The sequence below is a fragment of the Victivallis vadensis genome, assembly GCF_003096415.1.
Classification (GTDB): domain Bacteria; phylum Verrucomicrobiota; class Lentisphaeria; order Victivallales; family Victivallaceae; genus Victivallis; species Victivallis vadensis.
The window spans coordinates 43,385-65,162 of sequence record NZ_QEKH01000023.1; the positions used below are offsets into that span (position 1 = coordinate 43,385).

Annotated in this window: 15 protein-coding genes; 13 read left to right on the forward strand and 2 right to left on the reverse strand. The window is 59.6% G+C overall.

The window, feature by feature from the left end:
* Positions 1-5 precede the first annotated feature (5 nt).
* The gene (locus C8D82_RS13665) at positions 6-1,439 is read right to left on the reverse strand and encodes a sialidase family protein (RefSeq protein WP_116884848.1); all 1,434 of its coding nucleotides are present in this window, start codon (positions 1,437-1,439) and stop codon (positions 6-8) included.
* A 647-nt stretch (positions 1,440-2,086) separates the two neighbouring features.
* Here C8D82_RS13665 and C8D82_RS13670 point away from each other — a divergent pair.
* Genes C8D82_RS13670 through C8D82_RS13680 form a run of 3 tightly spaced genes read left to right on the forward strand, consistent with a single transcriptional unit; the run spans position 2,087 to position 7,293 of the window.
* Positions 2,087-3,184: a substrate-binding domain-containing protein gene (locus C8D82_RS13670; protein WP_165833080.1), complete on the forward strand. Its 1,098-nt coding sequence runs from the start codon at positions 2,087-2,089 to the stop codon at positions 3,182-3,184.
* A gap of 34 nt (positions 3,185-3,218) precedes the next feature.
* Complete coding sequence (locus C8D82_RS21270) at positions 3,219-3,983, forward strand: type II secretion system protein (RefSeq protein ID WP_207776134.1); 765 nt, start codon at positions 3,219-3,221, stop codon at positions 3,981-3,983.
* A gap of 19 nt (positions 3,984-4,002) precedes the next feature.
* Positions 4,003-7,293 carry a beta-galactosidase gene (locus C8D82_RS13680; protein ID WP_165833082.1) on the forward strand — a complete coding sequence of 1,097 codons (3,291 nt, stop codon included), beginning with the start codon at positions 4,003-4,005 and terminating at the stop codon, positions 7,291-7,293.
* A 48-nt stretch (positions 7,294-7,341) separates the two neighbouring features.
* Here C8D82_RS13680 and C8D82_RS13685 read toward each other — a convergent pair whose 3' ends face one another.
* Positions 7,342-8,355, reverse strand: coding sequence for a GntR family transcriptional regulator (locus tag C8D82_RS13685; RefSeq protein ID WP_165833083.1), 1,014 nt, complete (start codon positions 8,353-8,355; stop codon positions 7,342-7,344).
* 169 nt (positions 8,356-8,524) lie between these two features.
* Between C8D82_RS13685 and C8D82_RS13690 the strand changes: the two genes are divergently transcribed.
* The 10 genes from C8D82_RS13690 to C8D82_RS13735 all read left to right on the forward strand — a co-directional run bounded on the left by C8D82_RS13690 (position 8,525) and on the right by C8D82_RS13735 (position 21,778).
* On the forward strand, positions 8,525-9,577 hold the full coding sequence (locus C8D82_RS13690; RefSeq protein ID WP_116884852.1) for a zinc-dependent alcohol dehydrogenase: 1,053 nt from the start codon (positions 8,525-8,527) through the stop codon (positions 9,575-9,577).
* Positions 9,577-10,386 (forward strand): sugar phosphate isomerase/epimerase family protein, encoded by an 810-nt coding sequence (locus tag C8D82_RS13695; protein WP_116884853.1) that lies wholly within the window; start codon positions 9,577-9,579, stop codon positions 10,384-10,386. Before C8D82_RS13690 ends, C8D82_RS13695 begins: the two co-directional genes overlap by 1 nt.
* Positions 10,387-10,407: 21 nt before the next feature.
* Positions 10,408-11,784, forward strand: a complete 1,377-nt coding sequence (locus C8D82_RS13700; protein ID WP_116884854.1) for a glycoside hydrolase family 38 N-terminal domain-containing protein — start codon at positions 10,408-10,410, stop codon at positions 11,782-11,784.
* Between the two features lie 61 nt (positions 11,785-11,845).
* Positions 11,846-12,823, forward strand: coding sequence for a radical SAM protein (locus C8D82_RS13705; RefSeq protein WP_116884855.1), 978 nt, complete (start codon positions 11,846-11,848; stop codon positions 12,821-12,823).
* 241 nt (positions 12,824-13,064) lie between these two features.
* Positions 13,065-13,799 carry a ThuA domain-containing protein gene (locus C8D82_RS13710; RefSeq protein ID WP_116884856.1) on the forward strand — a complete coding sequence of 245 codons (735 nt, stop codon included), beginning with the start codon at positions 13,065-13,067 and terminating at the stop codon, positions 13,797-13,799.
* A gap of 127 nt (positions 13,800-13,926) precedes the next feature.
* Entirely contained in the window at positions 13,927-15,180 is a 1,254-nt protein-coding gene (locus tag C8D82_RS13715) for an ROK family transcriptional regulator (protein ID WP_165833084.1), read from the forward strand.
* Between the two features lie 176 nt (positions 15,181-15,356).
* A complete protein-coding gene (locus C8D82_RS22170; RefSeq protein ID WP_277353643.1) occupies positions 15,357-16,535 on the forward strand; it encodes a prepilin-type N-terminal cleavage/methylation domain-containing protein in 1,179 nt (392 codons plus the stop codon).
* A gap of 21 nt (positions 16,536-16,556) precedes the next feature.
* Complete coding sequence (locus C8D82_RS13725; protein ID WP_116884859.1) at positions 16,557-20,222, forward strand: glycoside hydrolase family 2 protein; 3,666 nt, start codon at positions 16,557-16,559, stop codon at positions 20,220-20,222.
* A gap of 17 nt (positions 20,223-20,239) precedes the next feature.
* Positions 20,240-21,019: a hypothetical protein gene (locus C8D82_RS13730; RefSeq protein WP_116884860.1), complete on the forward strand. Its 780-nt coding sequence runs from the start codon at positions 20,240-20,242 to the stop codon at positions 21,017-21,019.
* A 30-nt stretch (positions 21,020-21,049) separates the two neighbouring features.
* Positions 21,050-21,778, forward strand: coding sequence for a type II secretion system protein (locus C8D82_RS13735; protein WP_207776135.1), 729 nt, complete (start codon positions 21,050-21,052; stop codon positions 21,776-21,778).

The window sequence follows — 21,778 nt, forward strand, 5'->3', positions numbered from 1 at the left end:
GCGTCTTATTTCTGTCGCCGCTCCGTCGCGGGCGCCGGAACGGCTGCGACCAGTACGGAAGTATTCGGCGTTTCACCGGAATAATATGCCAGATAATGCTTCCTCCCGATGGCGGTGGCGTTCACATTGCCTGCGTCAACCGTGGCGGAGTCGCCGAAAACGATGATTTCAGGATCAGGCCACGCCAGAGGCTTGCCCCAGATCTCGTCGATTTTCGCTACTCTCCGTTTGAGCATCCCCCGGCCCCTCTGGTAATAATAATTGCTGACCAGCCCGGTTTCCCGGTCATAGATCAGACTCGGCGTCGACATCATAACATCGGTGATATTCGTCTTGCTGCGTTTCCACGTCTTGCCGTAATCATCGGATTCCATCTGAAACTGCGCCCGCTCCGCACTGTCGGGAGAGTATTCAATCCTCCCGACGGCGAAAATTCTGCCGTCTCCCAGATAAACCGCTGACGGCTCCGTCATCCACTCTTTGTGCGGCAGGGCATCTTCAACGGTATATTGCGTCCAGGTATTGCCGTTGTCCCGACTGACCAGCGTGCCCCATGCGTTCAATTTTTCCGCACCGTAGTTGCCGGTGAACCAGAGCGCCATCAGGCCGACCGTCGGCACATGAAACACATCGGTGATCTGCATCGGCACCGGATCAAGATCCGGCATGACGACGTATTCGAAATGGACCCCGTCCGCAGTCCGGTAGAGATCGTGCCGCCGTTCGCCAATCCCCTGCCGCCTGACCCAGAACAGCAATTTTCCGTTTTCATCCAATCCCTTGCCGATGGGAACCTCCCCGTAAACGGTATCCGCCGTCACGATTGCTTCGGGAGACCAGGTTTTGCCGAAATCGACGGAACTTCTCACATAGACATTCCTTTTCGGCTCACTGGTGACATGTGCGCTGCCGCGCGAATAGGTGCAGACAAGTTTATTGCCGTCGGCCTGCATCATCGGCCATGAATTGTAACCGGGACGGCTTTCGACCGTGAATGGTATAATGCTTTCCCGGACGGGAGTGAACGTTGCCGAAACCAGGCCGGTATCGTGCTTGAAGGTATCGCCGAAATCGCCTGCGCAGCGTTCGATGGAAAAACTGATCGGCAAATCCGGTTTTACCGGACAACAGGATTCCAGAAGAATGGTTCTGGATTCCATCGGCCTGCCGGTGAGCCGGGTCCTGACCGGCGGGCCGGAAAATTTCGTAACGACCTCTCCGGATTCCGGATGTTTCTGCACCAGGCGGACTCTGTAGACATCTTCAAAATCCGAAACCGTTTCATCAGCAACGGAGAGTACGGCTATTTCAACCTGCATGCCCTTGTATCCCGCCGGAATTCCCTCGCACTTTCCCGAAACGGCTGTTTTACCGCGCTTTCCATCAAAAATCCAGACCGGAGTTTTCCGGGAACCGGCTTCAACACTCTTTTTCGTCATTCCCGCATTTGCCGCCGCTAATTCATCTGCCTGAAAAGTAAACGAAGTACGGGATGGCTCTCCTGCATTGCAACCTATAGCCAAGCCGATTCCAATTGCAACTTGCCAGATTTTTTTCTTCCGGATCGTTTTCAACAACATGCACCTACCTCCATTTTTCATTTTCTGCCGTCAGATACCAGATATATCTCCCAGCTTAGGTCATATAATAAATCAGAAAGCCCGGCACACCAAGTATGATACTCTTAAATTTATGGATTTTCAAGGCAAAGATAGCTTTTCCGGCGCAACGGTTCGGTATCAGGGCGGCGTTGTTTGATTTCCCGTGCAGAACAAATATTCTTTCACTCTGCAAGCACAAGTCGAAAGAACGGAGCAGTAGTGATACTTAAAAATAAAATGACATGGTGTTTTCTCTGTCACGGCAGGAAATGGGACAGTCCGGGACGCCAGCCTCCTCGCCCTCCCCGCCTTTTTTTGGCAAACTAAATGCAACTGGTCCGACTCAAGGGGGTGCGTTTACTTTTTCAATTCCCAGAATAACTTTTTCCATTCTTTTTTGCACTCCCCTCTTGACAATCGCGGGCAATTGATTCATAATATATCATGTTAACATAATAACATAACAACTCATGAAGGGCTCTTTCATGCCGACCGTTGCCAAACCCGTCAAATACAGACAGATTTACGAGGAGCTGAGCCACCGCATCCGCTGCGGCGCCCTGAAGCCCGGCGAGCAGCTGCCCTCCACGCAGGAACTGGCCGAATATTACAGCACGTCCATCCTGACTATCCGGCAGGCGATCACCCACCTGACGCGGGATGGCTTCACCACCGCGATTCAAGGCAAGGGAACGTTTGTTTCGGCACATGAAAAGGCCAAGGCGGAAGTTCCGGCCATCCAGTTTTTCAGCGGCTCCTTCCACGGCGACCTCAGCCGCGATCCCTTTGTGGGGCCGCTGCTGCTCAACCTCTGTTCACAGGCGGCCCGTCAGGGGGCCAGCGTCAATGTGACCGTGCTGCCGCCGCATCAGACCCTGAGCGGGTACGTGCGCGAATACGGTGTCACCCCCGCCATGAGGAACGGGACGATTCTCAACCTTTCTTCGGAGCTGCTGCAGACCAACCGTGAAGCCGAGCTGGAACTGCTGCGCCGCGAACGGGTTCCGTATGTGGTGATCCCGCTGGACGACGCCGCGACGGACATTCCGCAGGTACGTTCGGACGGGCGGAACGCCTGGGGGTTCGCCCTCCGCCGGCTGCTCGATTACGGACACCGCGACATCATGCTGCTGCCGGGACACAACTCCTATGCCGACGTGCAGGAAGCCTGCCGCAGTCTCGATCTGCCGGTCACCCCGGAGCGGTTCCAACTGATCACCCCGTGGGAGGAGGAGTCGGGCCGGGCGGCCGCCTGGCGGCTGCTGCAGGGCGGGCCCGACTTCTCCGCCGTGCTGGTGGCGGGCGACCGCGCGACGATGGGAGCGATCCGGGCCATTCAGGAAAGCGGCCGGAGGATTCCCGACGACATCTCGCTCTTTTCCTACGACCGTTATGCCTGGATGGACGCCGCCTCCCCGATGAAGATCACCGGAATGCAGCAGGATATCGATGCGATGGCGCAGGCGCTGCTCCATTTGCTCGAGGAACAGCGCCTGAGCGGCAGCGAAGTTCCCCGCAGTATCTCAATCCCGATGCAGTTCGTCGCCGGCGAAAGCTGTATCCTCAAAGCGGAAAACCTTTAGAATGAACCCAAATACATCGAAAGGAACCATCCCAATGAAGACTTTCCGTCGTTACTCATTTACATTGATTGAGTTGCTGGTTGTAATAGCCATCATCGCAATTCTCGCCGGAATGCTGTTGCCCGCGCTGAATAAGGCGCGCGACACCGCACAGGGAGCCAAATGCCTCAGTTCCATCAAGCAGGTCTGGAATTTCGGGCTGCTCTACTCCAGCGACTACGACGACTGGTTCGTGCCGTGGGAGGTGCGCAGCACTGAAAAAAATGAAAACCTCCGCTGGCACCGCAATCCGGCTTTCCGTTCCTATGCCGGTCTGGCCAAGCGGGAGTGGGACGACGCACTCTACCCGCGTACTTTCGCCTGCCCGCTCGCCACAGTCGGCGAACAGAACGGTTTCATCGATCTTGCCTATGTGTACGGCATGGTTCACTTCGGCGGCGATCCGTGTTGGCCGGGAAATACCAATTCCGCCTCCACCATGTTCAAGCTGACCAAAGTCAAGCGCCACGCCGAAAAAGTCTGCATGGCGGATGTCACCGCCTCCGCGCAGCTCAGCTTGTACAACAATACTCCGGAACCCTTCTGGCAGAAGGGCAATGAAATGGGCCTAGAAAATCCCCCGGGAGAAAATGTAGCCTACCGCCACGGCAGTCAACAGAACGCCAATGTCGCCTTTTTCGACGGCCATGCTTCTCCCCGGCGACATTATACTCTGAATTGGAAAATGAATTCCACAACCAATCCGACTTGGACCATCTGGTTTCCCTATGCCCTCACGAACAACGATGTTATCTGGTAAATTCAGGAGCAATCATAGTATGAACAAACTGTTGCAATACACGGCCGGCGCACTTGCCGGAATCGCGTTCACCGCCTCGGCGGAAGTCGTTTTCCAGTGCGGTTTCCGGAATCCGGAGGATCTGAAATCATTCTCCGCCTGGCAGGTGGAGCCGGAAATCCGTCAGGACGGCGTCGTGCTCTCCGTTCCGCAGCGCGTCAATAACGCCAGTCTCACCCTGAAACTGAATCCGGCCGATATTGCCGGACAGCGATTGAACTTCAGCGTCGAAGCCCGCGGCACCGGCATCGCCCCGGCCCGCGAACCGTGGAATGGCGGCAAATTCCAGTCCAACATCGAAGCTCCCGGCCACCACTCATGGCCCAGTGCCAAGATCAAGCTCGGGAACTTCGACTGGGAAACGCTCGCTTTTTCCGCCGATATTCCCGCCGATGTGACCAACGCCCAACTTACACTTGGTTTTCAGGATTCCTATGGGAAGCTTGAATTCCGCAACTTGAAAATCGAGACGGCCGCCACATTGCTCGACCTGCGCCGCGCCGCCAATATGGGCTTCGCGGACCCGGTCGCCGGAGACGGCAAAGGCGGCTGGTCCGATCAGGGGCCGGACAACGACGCGCGCAATTTCAAATGGCGCTCCCCGGCCACTTTCGCCAACGTGCCGTTTGCGGTCATCGATCCCGCGAAGAACAATGGCCGCTCCGTCCTTACCATGCGTGCGGCGAATTTTCCCGCCGGACTGGAAGAAGCGGAAATCCCTGCCCCCGCCGGAACCGTCGGCAACCATCTTTATTTGCTGCACACCCTCTGCTACAACGTCCCCGGCGCCGTCGGGAGCGTGGAGGTGACCGGCAACTCCGGCAAACGCCAGACTTTCGAGGTTCAATCCGGCCGCGATATCGGCGACTGGTGGAACCCCAAGCCGCTGGCCAACGCTTTCCCGGGGGCACTCTGGCCGAACAACTCCGGCGGCCGTGTGGGACTGTACGTGTCGCACTTCGAGCTTGATCCGGAGCTGAAAGGCGTGAAAAGCCTGCGTTTCCGCAGCGCAAACCGTTCCATGATCTGGATCATCGCGGCGGCGACGGTCTCCGGGCACCGCTACGATCCCCCGTCCACCGAACGCGTCGTGACCCGCGCCGACGGCCGCTGGCAGGAGCTTGCCCGTCCCGCCACGCCGGGAATCGTGCCGGGATCGGCGCTCGACCGCTCCTTCCTGTCGCAGGAGAACGCTCCGCAGGACCGGATCATCGTCAATGCCGACGGCCTGTTCGCCCGCGAAAGCGCCCCGGAGACGCCGGTCCGTTTCCTGACCGCCGCCGAGGCGCACGACACCATCTTCAAGGAGTGCGCCACGAAGGAGAAAACCCGCGAATACGTGCGCCAGTTGAAACTTCACGGCTACAATATGACCCGGCTGCACTACTTCGACGAGATGCTCATGCGCGATGCCAAGGAGCCGCTGCAGTTCAACGCCGAAGTGCTCGACCGGTTCGACTACTATGTCCACTGCCTGAAACAGGAGGGGATTTACCTCAATATGGATGTGATGTCCAGCCCGGTCGGCTACACGCCGGGTTATGCGTGGGCGCCTGACCCGCAGGGCCGCAGCTTCAACTTCGACCTCTACTTCGATGAAGGAGTGCGCCGCAACTGGGCGGAAGGGGCGAAAAAACTCTTCACCCATGTCAATCCCTACACCGGCAAAAGTCTGGTCGACGATCCGGTGCTGGCGGTGCTGACCTGTTACAATGAACAGGAGTTCGCGTTCTTCCGCAACTATCGCAACTGGCCGAAGATGGCCCCGGCATGGCGGAAGTTCCTGCAGAAAAAATACGGCACGGTCGAACAGCTTCGCGCCTCCTGGGGTGAAAAGCTGCCCGCAGGCGTGACCGGCTGGGATCAGGTGCCGCTGTTCAAGGCCGAGGAGATCCGCGACTCCGGCAACCGGGGAATCGACATCGCCCGCTTCCTGACCTCCCTCGAACAGAATCTCTACCGCTGGTATGCCGCCGAATTGAAAAAAATCGGCTACTCCGGGATTCTCGCCAACTACGACATGGGACAGGAGCAGCGTTACCATCTGGTCCGGCAGGAGATGCCGGCGGTCTTCATGCACTCCTATCACGCCCACCCGTCGGCGTTCATTTCGGAAGGCTCCGCCATGCCCCAGACCAGTTCAATCGCCAACGCGGGCGGCGTCATCCGCGGCCTCAACAGCATGCGCCAGTACCGCAAGCCTCTGCTGATCACCGAACATGGCCATGTATTCTGGAACAACTACCGCTACGAGCAGGCGTTCGTGACCGGGGCCTACGCCGCGTTCCAGAACGTCTCCGGGCTGACCTGCCATGCGAAGCCGGTCTCCGTCATTCCGGCCAAGCTCTACCAGATCCGGCCGTTTTCCCTGATGTTCGACCCGGTGATCGGCGCGTCGGAATTCCTGACCGCTTTCCTGCTGCGGCGCGGCGACGTCCGCCCGGCCGACGGCCGGGTGCGGATCACGCTCGACCCGGAAGAACTCTACCGGGCGCGGACCTTCAACGACGGCATGAATTCCGCCCACTCCCGGCTGACGCTGCTGACCGGCGTTGCCACCGAGGTGCTCAAGCCGGGCGCGCAGCCCCTGCCCCCCGAAACGGATGAAGTCGTGCTGAAAACCTCCGGCGGAACCGCGGTCGTCAACAATCTGGCCGGATTCTCGCAGGTCGTCGACCAGCCGGGCAATCCCTTCGACCTCAACACCTTCGTCGCGGAGCTGAAAAAGCAGAAACTGCTGCCGGAAAATAACCGCAGCAACCCCAACGACGAAGTCTTTGAAAGCTCCACCGGCGAACTTCTGATGGATTGCCGCCGCAACTATATGAGTGTAGACACGCCCCGGCTGCAGGGAATCTGCGCCGAAGCCGGCTCCAAAGCACAGCTCTCCGATCTCGGCGTCGATGAGCTGACCACCCGCGGCAATCTCGCCGTGGTCAGCGTCGACGGCGACCGCCCGCTCCGGCAGGCGAAGCGGCTGGTGGCGGTCTACGCGACCAATGCCCTCAACTCCGGCATGGAATTCGATGAAAAGGAGCGGGTCACGCTGCGCAAGATCGGCCAGGAGCCGACGCTGGTGGAAACCGGGCGTTTCCGGCTCCGGCTCCGCCACGACCGCGCGGACCGATTCAAATGTTTCGCGCTGGGCATCGACGGAACCCGCCGCGCCGAACTGCCGGTGACGGCCAAAGACGGTGAACTGATGCTCGATATCGACACCGCCAGGCTGCCCGGCGGCCCCGCCCTTTACTTTGAACTGGCGGAAAAATAAGCAGTCAGAGACGATTTCAGGCCGCCGCCCGGTTCTCCGGCGGTTCCCCTACCGGAACCGGGCTTCGAGGAACAGCGATTTTGCGGAACGCTTTTCGCGGATGGCGGCGAGCAGCCGGCGGGCCGCCTCCCGGCCGCACTCCGACAGCGGGGCGGCGACGGTATGCCGATCCGGCGGCAGGCCGGCCAGCTTCAGCCCGTCGCAGCCGATCACCGGAATCGACAGCCGCCTTTCCTCCAGCCAGGCAAGCATTTCCGGCAGCTGATGGTCGTAAGCCGCAATCACCGCATCGGGAACCGAACGTTTCAGCAGCGCCGCAAGCGCCGGTGCGCCGAGACCGGAGAGCGGGCGCACATCTTCGATCAGTTCAGGATCGACCTGCCGGTGGTGCTGGACGGCTTTCAAATACGCATGGAACTTGCCGAGCTGCGCCGGGGAGATGAAAGAACGGGTCTGCCCGATAAACGCGATTCTGCGGCAGCCGAGCTGCTCCAGATGGTCCACCGCCTGCCGGATTCCCCGGGTAAAGTCGAATGCGACCTGCGGAACCGCCGGGTCCTCCACCGGATCGCCCGCCGCCAGAAAGGGCACGCCGGAGCTTCGCACCGCCTCAAACAGGCGCGGTTCGGCGATACCGAGCACGATCTTCCCGGCGGAGGGGCACATCGTGAAACCGGCGAGCTTCAGCAGCCCGGTCGCCCGGTCGGCTTCAAGCATGTTCAGCACCGGCCGGAACGCCTCCCGGGAGAGTTCCCCCACGATGCCCGACCAGATTTCGCCCCAGAACGGATGGGTGAATATACTGGTGTATCCTTCAAAGATGATTTCGATCAGCTCCGCACCGTTCCGCTTCTCCTGAACCGGTAGCCGGGTGCCGCTGTGCCTTCGCCTTTCGAGCCGCCCTTCCGCGACGAGCCTTGCAATCGCCTTGCCCATCGTCTTGACGTTGACGCCGAATTCCGCCGCCAGCTCCGCTGTGGTCGGCAGCAGACTTGTGTAAATCCCTTCCTGAATCCGCCGCCGCAGTTCCGCCACGATGGCAGGCTGTTTATACTCGATCATGACATCCCTTTCCGGTTGTTTTATTATAACCATACACCCGTAATTCCCGAAGTCAATATAAAACCATATTAAACGCATATTATTTCAATATTTTTTATAAGAAACACTTGTTTCAAAATCCTATAACCATATATTATAACCATACAGAAACCCAAGAAAGGAGCGGTTCATGGCACATCACGCAAAGACACCCGCAACGGTAATCGAGCGCCCCGGAGAAGCTTCATTCCGGGAGGTCACGCTGACCCCGAAGCGGGAAGACACCGTCGTCTGCAGGACGCTGATGAGTGCGATCAGCACCGGCACCGACATGAAAACCTACCACGGCATGCAGCACCCCGAACAGTGCTATTACCCGCTGGTTCCCGGCTATGAGAATATGGGAGTGGTCGTCGAGGAGGGCTCCTATGCGCCCGGCTTCAAAAAAGGCGACCGGGTGATGATCAACGAATGCCGCAAATATCTGGACTGCTGTGCGGCCTGGGGCGGCGGTACACTGCTGGTCCACAAGGACTCCGACAACGCCGGAGGCGCGGGCGATCCGCTCTGCCGGATACCGGACAATGTGACCGATGAGCAGGCGGTGCTGGCCTATTTGTTCTGCGTCTCACTCAAAGGAGTTCAGCGGCTCGGACTTACGGGTGATTTCAACGGCTCGGTGCTGGTATTCGGCGCGGGCATGAACGGAATCGGCGCGGCCCAGATCATCCGGCTCCAATCCCCGAACGCCACGGTCGTCATCGCGGAGCCGCACCCGTATCGCCGGGAGATCGCCCGCCGCTATGCGGATTATGTGATCACTCCCGACGACGCCGGGCTTAAACAGCTTGAGGAGATCACCGGCGGCAGGAAGGCCGACAAAATCATCGAATGCTCCGGCAACCCGGCCGTTCCCGGGATGCTGTACCGGTTCATCAAGGACGGCGGCTGGAAGGATGACGACGAGCCGGGGCACATCCACCTGAACGGCGACTATCCGGAAAAGCTGCTCTTCGACCACTATCACCGCTGGTTTGTGAAAAACGTCAATCTGTCGATGACCTGCGCGATGAAGTGGAGCGGCAAAAGCCAAGTCCTGCAATGGATCAGCGAAGGCAAGCTCGACACCTCGCACCTGCCCTGTGAAATCTGGCCCGCCGGAAAAGCCAGGGAAGCGTTCGCCTATCAGTCCCGGAAAGGGATGGAGTGCTTCAAGATTCTTTTCGACTGGAGGGAACTGTAATGCAGTACGGTCTCGCCGCCTGGGGGCTTCGCGAGGAGCCTCTTGAATCCCAGCTCGCCATCACATCCGGGTTCGGCCTCGACCTGCTGGAATTCTCCATCGCCAACTACGACAGGGATGTTCTCCGCCCCGGCGCGACCGACGGCGAAATCGAACGGGTCAAGACGCTGTTCAGACAACATGGCGTCCGCCTCGAATGCGGCTGCACCGGCAACGATTTCACCGGCGACGATGTGGAAGAACAGGTTGGAAAGGTTATCGGAGTTGTCGATATCGCCGCCCGGCTCGGAATCCGTTACCTGCGCATCTTCGCCGGATTCAGTTCCGACAGCGTCATGTACGGCGAGCGTCTGGACCGGATGCTCGCCGCACTGAAAACGGTCAACGCCCACGCCGCCGCGAAAAACGTCGTTCTCTGTGTGGAAACACATGGCGGCGTGACGGCTTCTCCCGGCGGCGCGCAGGTCCATTTCAACAGCGTCAGCACCCGTGTCGACCGCTGGCGCGAACTACTGGAAACCGGTGTCGCCGTCACCTACGACCCGGCGAATCTGGCGGCGGCGGGCCAGGGAGAGCCGGCCGCATTTTTCCGGCGCTTCCGGGAACATATTCCGTACATCCACCTGAAGGATTTCCGGGATGTACCCGGCGGCGTGCTGCCCGCGGCCTGCGGCGAGGGACGGCTGGACTGGCCGGAACTGATGGCCGCACTGAAGGAGTTTGACGGCCCGGCGATGATCGAATACGAGCTGACCGGCGACGTCCGGGACGGCATGCGCCGAAGCCTCGATTTCCTGAAACGTTTTTAACTGCATATAAAGGAATTTACGATGTCTCAAAAGATTATTTTCATGCCCCATGCCAACATCCAGTATTCGCAGCTTGACCCGGCGCGCCGCGCCTGGGTATGCGAACACTGCTACCGGCCGCTTTTCGAACTGGTCCGAGACGGAGAATACCGCATTGCCTTCGAGGCTTCCGGCCGCACCCTTGAAGTGATGGCCGGGGAAACTCCGGAAGTGCTGGCGCTGCTGAAAGAACTGATCGCCGACGGCAGGATCGAGCCGGTCGGCTCCCCGTTCATCCATGTGATGCTCGCCAATATCCCGCCCGAGGTTGCACTGCATTCACTGAAGCGCGGACTCGACGCCTGGGAAGCCTATACCGGCGTGCGTCCCGAAACCGGCTGGAACCCGGAATGCGGCTGGGCCGGCAGCCTGCCGGAGCTTTACAAGGAGGCCGGTTTCAACAATCTGGTCATGGATGCCGACAGCTTCTTCCTCTCTTTCCCGGAAATCCGCGAAGCGACCGGCCTTGCTTACGATGTCCAGGGACACAGCAACAAAAACCATCTTTTCAAAATCGAGGAGTATATCAGGAACAGGCCGGAATACCTCCGGTTTCTGACCAATCCGTCGGTCGCTCCGAACGGATTGAACATGATCTTCCGAAGCGACTGCATGGCCAACCCGATGCTGTGGTATCTGATGGGAGCCACCGAGGGATGCCGCGAAACTCCGGTCGGGCTGGATGAAATCCAGTCGATGCTTGAAACATGGCGCGGGCGGATCGGCCATTCCGGCAGTTTCATCATGCCTTATGCGGAAGATGCCGAATATATCGGCTCCTCCGCCTACTTCTACGTCAAGCAGTTCAATCAGGCGCGCTTTTTCGAACCGGAACCGGGTTCAGTCACGCGGTTCAGGCAGCTGCTCGACCTCGCCCGCAATACCGGTTACGAGCTCTCCACACCCTCCGATGTGATCGCCTCCGCCGCGACTCCGATCGTCAACGACCGGGTCGACTGCATCGAAAACGGTGCGGCATGGCACGGCGGCACCAGCAAGGCATGGGCGAACACCAGTTATTCCCGCATTCTCGACCCGGTCTGCCGTTCACTCTACGACGGCGTCGTCGCACTGCGGCAGATGCTCGGCAATGTCCCGGAACTGGAAGAGGCGATGAATGCAATCGAATCCAGCTATGTTTCGGATTCGCGCTGGCCTCCGCTGCCGACCTCGCCGGGCAGGTTCAACGTTCAGGAGACCATTGATGATCTCTACGCCGCGAACGACCTGCTCGGCAAGGCGATGGCAAACGGCGGCATAGCCGAAAAGCGCGCCGTTTATTCCGCGCCATTGATGAAAACCCAGATCGCCGCCATCGAAACGCTCCTGATGAAGCAGGATTACTTCGGCGAAAAATAAGAATCCCTGATTCAACGTCAGGCGAGAAGTTCAGGAAAAAGCTGTTGCTTTGAGGACTGGTATGGCTGAGACAATGTTACTGCGCGGCGCGCACTTTCAATTGACCGGACGCTGCAATCTTCACTGCCGTTTCTGCGGACAGTCGAAGGGAATGCTGGCGGCGGGAGAATCCGAACTTCCCGTGGAAACGTGGCTGCGGCTCGCCCGCGAAGTCAGGGCGCTGGCCGACACCCCGGAACCGGAAATCACCCTCTGGGGCGGCGAACCGCTGCTCTATTCCGGTTTCCCCCGGCTGGCCCGGCGGCTCAAGGAGGAGGGATTCCGGGTCGCGGCGGTCACCAACGGCACTCTGATCGACCGGATGCCGGAGCTGCTGTGCGAATATCCGGACGTGATCCATCTCTCCATCGACGGCTTCGGCGCGGTGCATGACGCGGTGCGCGGTTCCGGCGTGTTCGACCGGGTGCGGCGGAATCTGGAGCTGATTCGGGAACGCAGAGGCAAACTGATTTTCCTGACCACCGTTTCGGATGCGAACGTCGCGGAGCTGGCGGAGCTGCCGGAACAACTGGCGGAGCTGGGCCCCGACGAAATCGTATTGCAGCAGCTGATGTACCTGACCCCGGCGGAGATCGCCGCCTACCGGAAGTTCAGCGCGGAAAACTTCGGCTGCGACTATCCCGAACTGAAAGCGTGGCGGCGGGAGGATGATGCGGCCTATCTGGCCATGCTGAGACGGCAGCTTGCCACGCTGGCGAAACGGAGCCATCCGGTTCCGGTCCGCTTCACGCCGCACAGTTATCCGGACCGGCTGCCGGATGCGCCGGCTTGTCAGGCGCCGTTCCGCCGGGTGCATATCCGGCACGACGGAGCGGTCGGCTTCTGCACGGATTACTTCGGCTTCTCCGCCGGCAACGTCAAAGAGCTGCCGCTGGAAGCGATCTGCCGAAGCCCGGCTGCGGAGCGTTACCGGGCAGCCGTCCGAAGCGGCGAACTGCCCATCTGCGACCACTGCCCGTGGAGATTGCAGCAACTCTGATTTGCCGCAGAGAGCGGCAGCCCCCCCTTCGCCAGATATCAGGGATCTCGCCTTCTGCGTACGGCCGGGGCGAAATCCCATTTTAGAAAATTTTCACATGGCGTTAATTCATATTTGATCCTAAATAGATATGAAATCAGGATAAAAAAATACAATTTATTTTATTTTTGGTCTTGACTTTTGTTTTCATTTGGCCCATAATTAAAATGTGCAAACAAAAATGTACAGATTGGAGCCCCAAATGATCAAAACCAACGTCACAGTCTGGAATGAGTTCCGCCACGAAAAAAACGATCCGCTGGTGCGGAGCGTCTATCCGGAGGGCATCCATGCGGCGATCGCCGCCGGAATCGCCGCCGATGACCTCGAAATCCGGCTTGCGTCGCTTGATGAACCCGACCACGGACTGCCGGATGCGGTGATCGCTTCGACCGATGTGCTGATCTGGTGGGGGCATGCGGTCCATCATGAGGTCCGGGACGACATCGTCGCGAAGCTCCATCGGCGCGTGCTGGAGGGAATGGGCCTGATCGTACTGCACTCCGGGCATTTTTCAAAGATTTTCCGGGCCGTCACCGGCACGAGCTGCTCGCTGAAGTGGCGGGAGGCCGGCGAGAAGGAACGGCTCTGGAATGTCGCTCCGACTCATCCGATCACGCAGGGAATCGGCGATTATTTCGAGCTTCCCCACGAGGAGATGTACGGCGAACGCTTCGACATCCCGGAGGACGGCAAGCCGATATTCCTGGGCTGGTTCGAAGGCGGCAACGTCTTCCGCAGCGGGATCACCTTCGAGCGCGGCTACGGCAAAGTCTTTTACTTCCAGCCCGGACACGAATCCCACCCGACCTACCGCGATCCGAATGTTCTCCGGGTGATCGGCAATGCGGTGCGCTGGGCGAAACCGGTGTTTTTCCGCGAGTTGGGCGGAGTGCGTTATCCGGCGCTCGAAGAGCTTCGTTCCGCCGCACATTAATTCATATTTGATCATAAATAATGAAAATACCACAATGGGAACCCGGAATTACGCCAATATTTCTCTTGACAACGAGCTCTTTCGGCCTCATAGTAGGAGAGAAACCAACCAAAACGCAGGGGTGCCCATGTCTTTGAAGGATGTCGTCGAGAAAAGCCGTGAATTGCGGCAGAACAATAAGATGCTGAAACTGTTGGAACTGATCTGGAAAAATCCGGGAATCGCCCGGCGGGACCTCGGACCTCTGGCCAGGTTGAGCCGCGGCGCGGTCACCTCCAACATCACCCAGCTGATTGAAGAACAATATGTGGTCGAAGGAGAATCCGACCCGGAAAATGAAAACCGCCTCGGCCGCGGTTCCATCGGTCTGTACGTCGCGCCGGATTTCTTTTATACGATCGGCATCCTGATCCTGTCGGATTTCACCGCAGTGCTGTACGACGCCTCCGGCAAAGCGGTCAAGGTCTATCATGAACCGTTCAAAATGCAAAAAGAGGGAGCCTACCGACAGACTCTGGAAGCCCTGCAACGGGCGATTCCGCAACTGATGGGAGAGGCCCGGACTGAAGTGGTCGCGCTCGGCATCGCCTGCACCGGCATCATTGATTTCGACAGCGGCGAAGTGTTCTCCTCAAGCAGCTTCCCCGGAATCGGCCCGTTCAATCTTAAAAATTTCATCCGCGAACTGTGCGGGCTTGATCCATTCCTGATCAACATCTCCCACTTGAATCCGATCATGGAGAAGCTCTGGGGAGCGGCGAAAAACATCGATAATTTCATCACGGTGGACGACTCCTGCACGGCCGGTTTTTTCCTGAACGGCGAATTGTTCCGGGGCTGGCAGAAGCACGCCGGGGAACTGGGATACATGAAAGTGACGGAGACGGCGGAAATCGCCAACGACGGCCGGGGGGGAGTGGTGGCGCTCAAAGCCCTCTCCCACGTCCTGTCCGACCAGCTTCGGAGCATGATCGCCAACGGCGGCCGCCCGAAAATTCTTGAATACATGGATTCGCCGGATCAGGAGATCACCACCGAACTTCTGGTACAGGCCATCGAAGGCGGCGACAAATACGTCGAGCAGAAGATGGCCGAACGCTACGAGGTGATCGGCGAGGCCATCGTGAACACCGCCTATATGCTGAATCCCGAGGCGATCTTCCTCGAAGCATGGACGGCGCGCTGTCCGCAGTGCACCCTAGATATCGTCGAACGCAAAATGGGCAGCTACGGATTGAGCAACTGGCATCTGAGCACCCGGATCCGCAGCTGCAAATGCACGATGAAAACGGCGCCGCGCGCGGTGGCGTATCTCGCCGCCGAGGTGGTGTTCCGCAACTCCGATTCCCGCAGGGCGGAGCAGGAAACCGAAGTCGAGTAACGGACGGAAAACGCCAAAATATAAGGAAATGAGGTGAAACCATGAAAAAGAAAATTATCACACTGATCAAATTTCTGATGAGTTTTTCTTATCGCCTCCGGCCTCCCGTCTCTTCGCCAGCTCCCGCTCTGCGCAAAAGAGAGGCGGCAAGGTGCCGCTGCCGGGTAACGGGATGTGTGTCGTCACTACGTTCCTCCTACTTATCCCGCTGGGGAGCGCTGCTCCCCCGGCCCCTCGTTCCCGCTCTGCGTAGAAGAGAGGGGTTCGGGGGAGAGAAAGCGGCGACCAGCGCCGCGTCTCTCCCCGTACCAAACAATCTCAGCATCTCCCTTATTTCCAGCAAGCTCTCACGCCTCCGCCAATGCTCTGCAAGCGGCAAGCCGGAGCAAAAACGTGAAGTCGTCTTTCCGCAGAAAAGCGGGAAGACAACTTCACGTTATTGCGGATCTTCCTTCCCCGCCGGCCGACCGCTGCTCCGCCTGTCGACCGTCCCGTACCCGGCACCGGCACCTTGCCGGTCGTGGTCCAGCGGCGAAAGCGCTGGTCGCTCCGACAGGAGCGAAATCCTCCGTCGGAGACTATCCCGCTACAGTTTTACGCTGATTGAGCTGCTTATCGTGATAGCTATTATCGCGATTCTGGCGGCGCTGCTGCTGCCGTCACTGCAGAAAGCGCGCCGGAAAGCGCAACAGGCGGGCTGCGCGTCCAATCTGAAACAGGTGGGCGTGCTGTTCCAGGGATACGGCGACTCGTTCAAGGGCTACCTGCCGGTCACCTATCAATGCGAATGCGGCCGGTACTGGTCCAACATCCTTTATGTGACGATGCAGCTCAATACGACGCTGATCGGAGAATTCGGAAACTGCTATCTGGGACATCCGGGCTACAATAACCCGCTCGGTTACTGCAATGAGGGATGCACGGCAGAAAAGGGAACGGTGTTTCACTGTCCTTCACAGATTTCCGGGGCGGAGGGGAACAATGCAGGCGGGAACATGAAATATCCGGTCTCCTACGGGATGAACCCCTTCGGTTACACGGCGGGCTGGACCACGGTCAACTCGCGCAAGATGAGCTGGGTGCGCCATCCTTCGGAGGCGATGCTGGCGATGGATGCGGGACACCTGCTGCTGGAATTCTGGACTTTACGGGACATGCTCACATTGGCGCAACGCGGCGCTCCGACTCCTTTCCTGTCCAACAACGGCGATGTGCATAACGGCGGCGCGAATGTGCTGTATGTGGACGGCCATGTCGGGTATGCGAACTATTCGCGGTTGTTCAACGACCAGCCGACCACGACGATCTGGTCCACGCGCTTCTGGTCGTGCAATCCCACTCATAACGCAATGTGATTTCAGAAAGGATCCCGCAACATGAAACTGCTGCTGATCAGCGCGTTGTGCCTGCCGCTCGTGTCGGGGGCGGCCGAACTGACGATTCCGGAGGAACCGGCGTTCACGGAACCGGCTCCGCTGCCGCCCGCGCAATTGCCGGAGGGACGGCTGCACAAGCCGGTTTCACCGGAATGGGGGTGCCGGTCCCTTGACGGAGAGTGGCGTTTCCGGAAAGTTCCGTTCGTGAAAGGACGCGACGAACGGAACGACGAAGGCATCCGCGACCGGCTGTTCGCGGCGGGCGTCGACGATGCGGGGTGGGAGAGGATCACGGTGCCGGGCAGCTGGTGGCTGCACAACGGCTGGGACGCCTCACCGGGCAAGCTCGGTTATTACCGCCGCACCTTTGAAATAAAGCCGGAAGAGACCGGCCCGAACCGGCGGGTCATCCTCGACTTCCGGCGGGTTTCGGACCGCGCCGACGTATGGGTCAACGGCAAAAGCGCCGGGGAACCGCATTTCGGGCGTGCCGCGAGTTTCCAATATGACATCGGCGCACTGGTGAAACCGGGAAAGAACGAGCTGGCGGTGCGCGTATACGACTATCAGGGCGGCTCTACCGGCTGGCGGGCGCATATCGGCGGCATCTGCGACGGCGTGCGGCTGCTGACGCTGCCGGGCGGCTGTTTCGTCTCCGGGGCGATGATCACGCCGGACCTGAAAAGCGGGACAGTGGCGATCCAGGTCCGGACGATCGCGCCGCAACCCGGTCGCGGGCTGACCGCCGAAATCGTGGACCCCGAAAGCGATACCGTGGTCGCTTCGCGGCAATTCGGCGGCTTTGCGGTTCCGGCCGGAACCGGCTGGAGCGAGCTCGGTACGGTCGCGATCCCGTCGCCCCGGCTGTGGACTCCCGGGGACCCGTTCCGTTACGTGCTGCGGCTGCGCGACCCGGCGGGCAACACGGTCGGTTTCGAGCCCTTCGGTTTCCGTGAATTCAAAGCCGAAGGGGAGTGGCTGATGCTGAACGGCAGGAAATTCAAGCCGCGGATGTTCACGTATACGACCCAGTGGGTCCGCCGCGTCCATAACAACATCGGCCATTCGTCGGAACGGCTGCTGCGGATGATGAAGGATCAGCTGCATGTGAATATGATCCGGCCGCACAGCATGGACGGCACGCCGTTCGAGGGCCTGTACGAAATCTGCGACCGGATCGGAATGCTGGTCTACTTCGACTGGAGCGGTCCCGGCGGACATCAGGCCTATGACAAAAAGTGGAACGACAGCATTCTCGAAGCCGCGCCGGAACTGGAGGCGTTCATCCGCGACAACTACAACCGCCCCTGTCTGGCGATGTGGTCGCTCGGCAATGAAATCTACGAGGGGCACTACAACCTCTATTTCTCGCAGAATCTGGATAAGCTCTACGGCATGGTCAAAAAGCTGGACCGCCAGAACCGGCCGGTGTGCAGCTCCTCCGGGCGGCAGTCGATCGAGGCGTTGCAGTCCGGACTGCTCAAGGAGCGCACCGACGTCGCGGACGATCACCAGTATCGCGGCTCCTACTGCGGCTCGTGGCAGGAAAATATCGGCCATATCACTTATTATGCGCAGGTTGCGCGACATCACTTCAACCGTCCGATCCCGAAAATCGACGCTGAATACGGCGTACCGGGAGATTGCGCCCGCTACCGGGGCGACCTGACGCAGCAGGCGGTCGCGGCGGTCCTCGCCATGCCGCGCGACACGGCGGCGTTCAAGGAGGCTTATGCGAAAATGCTGCGCGATCCGCGTCCCGAAGTCGGCGGTTACCTGCGCCTGCTCAGCAACTATGCGACGCCGGACGACTACGCGGCCAAGAAGCCGCTCTACCGGAAATACGGTTTCCGCTACGCGAAGCGCCCGATCGAAATCTACCGCCGGGCGGGCGTGGAGTGTCTCGGCGGCCACACCAATATCCAGTGGTACGATCTGGTCCGGGAGTTTCCCGACGGCTATCACGTCGCGGACCTGCCGCAGGCGCCGCCGGAGGAGTGGCGGGTGATGCCGCCCTTCTACTGGATCGCCCGCTGCTACAATCCGACGCTGGTTTCCGCCGGGGTGTTCAACCAGCAGCCCTACGCGGGGCGGGACGAAAAAGCCGAGGTGTTCGTGACCAACGACCTGAATGAGGACGGCGATTTCGAAGTCGTGTCGCAGTTCCGGCTGGAAAGCGGCACGGTCATCACGCTTCCCGCGCTGAAATTCGGCACGGTTCCGGCGATGGGGCAGAAGAGCCTGATCCTGGAATACCGCACCCCGGACTGCCGCCGGATCGAGCGCGGCCGGCTCGAACTCTATTTGTTCCGCGACGGCAGACGCGTCGGCGACAACTGTTACGATCTCTCGATCTTTCCGGCCCGCAAGACCGGGCTGCCCGCCCGCTGCGCCCTCTACGACAGCGCCGGAGCCAAATTCCGCGGCCTGCTGAAAACCCCGACCACAACCGGCGTGTTGCGGCAGCTCGGCTGCCGGGCGCAGGCGATCAGGAACTTCGACCGGCTGGATGAATTCACACATCTGATCATCGGCGGCAACTGCTTCGACCAGATCGTGTTGGACAATGGCGACCGGCTGTTCCGCTGGGTGAAGAGCGGCGGCAAGCTGCTGGTGATGGAGCAGAGCCTCTGCGGCAAGGTGCCGTTCCTCGCGAATTACAGCGTCGTCTCCGGCAATCCGGGCACGCTCGCGACCTTGGTGGACCCGGCCCATCCGGTGTTCAAGTCGCTGCGTCAGGAGGAGATGGACAGCTGGATCGGCAATCAGGGCCGGATGAGCCGTTTCGCCCTGGCTCCGCTGGATGCGGGCATGGTGGCGGTCTCGCCGCTGGCGGCCAGCGGCGACCCGGAGTGTTACAAGGCAATCCTGTGCGACGTGAAGGTCGGGCGCGGCGAGGTGATCCTGTCCCAGCTGGCCGCTTCGGAGCGGATGCGCGAAAGCGGCGCGGCCGGGGAGTACCTGTGCAGCCTGCTGGAATACTTCGCCGCGCCGGACGTTTCAAAATTCGCGATGGCGGTCCCGGACGCCGCCTCCGGGCGGGTCCGTTATCTGGCGGACAAAGACGCATTCCATTTTGACCTCTCCCGAGCAGTGAACCGCTCCTTCTCCGACGACAAAGCCGGGGACCGGCAGGGCGGCTGGACCGATTTCGGCGCGAGCGCGGATTTCCGTTCGATTCCGACCGGAGTTACACGGCTGCAGGGCGGAGTGCCGTTCCGCATTCTCGACCCGGCGAAAAACAACAGCAGTTCCTGCATTGTGCTGAAAGGAGAAAAACGGCCGTACTTCCCGGAACGCGCCGATATCCCGGTCAACGCGCTGCTGAACACGATCTACGTGCTGCATACCGCGATGTATGCGAATGAGCCCGGCCCGGCGGTGCGCTATATCCTGCGCTACGAGGACGGCAAAACCCATGAATTCGCGGCGGACACCCGTTACGACCTGCCGGACTGGTGGGAGGCGAAGAGCCGCCGCAACGCCGAGGTGGTGTTCCGCGACGGCGAAAAGGGGCTGTTCGTCAGCGAGTTCGTCAACCCGCGTCCCAATGTGAAAATCACCGGCCTGGAGATCGTGTCGGCGGGGAAAGCGATTCCGGTGGTAGTCGCCGTAACCGGCCGTATCCGGCTGTCTTCGACCATCTCGGGGGTTGGTGAAAAATGATTGAAAGGAGTATCGCCATGTGGTTCAAACCGTTATTGTCGGCCGGAATCTGCGCCGTGCTTTGCACCGGGGCCGCCGCCGGCGCCCTGACCAAGCCCTTCAACTACCGCGGAACGCAATACCGATTGACCGTGTCGCCGTCGGGCAGGCTGGAGAACTGTTTCACCGGCAAGGAGAAGTTCTTCTCATCTCTCGAACTCTACGGCAGTTACGAGCATCCGGGCGAATCCTACGACGACCGGATGTTTCAGGGAAATGCGTCGCCGGTTTCGACCGCAGTGGAAAAGCGGGACGGAAACCGGGTCCGGCTGGTCTCCACCGGCATGCTCGGCAACGCGAAGGTACGGCAGGCCGCCGCGTTCGAGCAGACGGTCGACCTGGAACCATCCGGCTTTACCATGCATTGGAAGGTTACGTCGAAAGTGCCGATGAAGACTCATACGCTGGTGTTCAGCGCGATCATGCAGACGCCGGTTGAGCCGATGATCGACCTCGGCATCGTCGCCGGATCCCAGCGCGATCAGGTGATCACGATTCCCGCGTCGTGCGAACGGAACAAAGGACTGCGCAAGTACGGCATCGGCATCATGTGGTTCTCGTTTCCCGACGCGATTCTGAACATCGTCGCCGGGGAAAAATCCTGTTTCACCGCGCTTGACTGCCGCAGTTGGGGCGAGCCGCTGTTCCGGCTGGATTTCACGCCGGTTTCGGCCTGGAAGAACAACCTTGCCGAATACCCCGCCGGAACCGTGTGGGAGTGGTCTGTCGCATTCCGGTTCGAACCCTATGAAGATTGAAGAATTACAAAACTCAGGGAGATGGAAGCCATGTTGAGAAGAAATTTTACGCTGATTGAACTGCTGGTTGTGATAGCAATCATAGCAATTCTGGCCGGGATGCTGCTGCCGGCCCTGAACCGGGCGCGGGAAAAGGCCCGCGCCGTCACCTGTCTCGGCAACCTCAAGCAGTGTGGAACGCAGGTCATATCCTATGCGAATTCCAACTGGGGAGTCTTTCTGATCTGGGATGAGAGCAAAATGAACACCTGGGCCGATTTTATTGCCGGAATGGCCCCGGACCCCGATGACGGGCGAACATCGCCGCTGATGAAGTCACTCAGTTGCCCTTCGAAGCCGCTGCCAGACTGGGACGGCACCTATACCGGAATGCGCTGGCATACTTACGGCGTCTGGAATTTGACGCAGTACATCGGCGAAAAATGGTGGATCGGAGGAACCGTCAACGCGGCTCAATCCATTCTCCTTGACAAGATGTCCCGGCCCAGCATGACCCCATTGCTGGCGGATACCTTGAATAAGAACAATAAACAGAGTTTTTTCTTCCATCATTCGGCAATCGATTCACTGATCGCGAGCACTGATCCGCTGGTCAGTTTCCGCCACGGCGGCCAGGCGAACGCCTGGTTCGCGGATGGCCAGGCCGCCGGGCATTTTACCGGAGAATTGCGGGATAAGATGCGCAACAGTCTGACCGGCAGATCAACCATGGCGATCTACGGTTACGGAACCGATTACTCCGCTCCCTTCGCGTTGTAA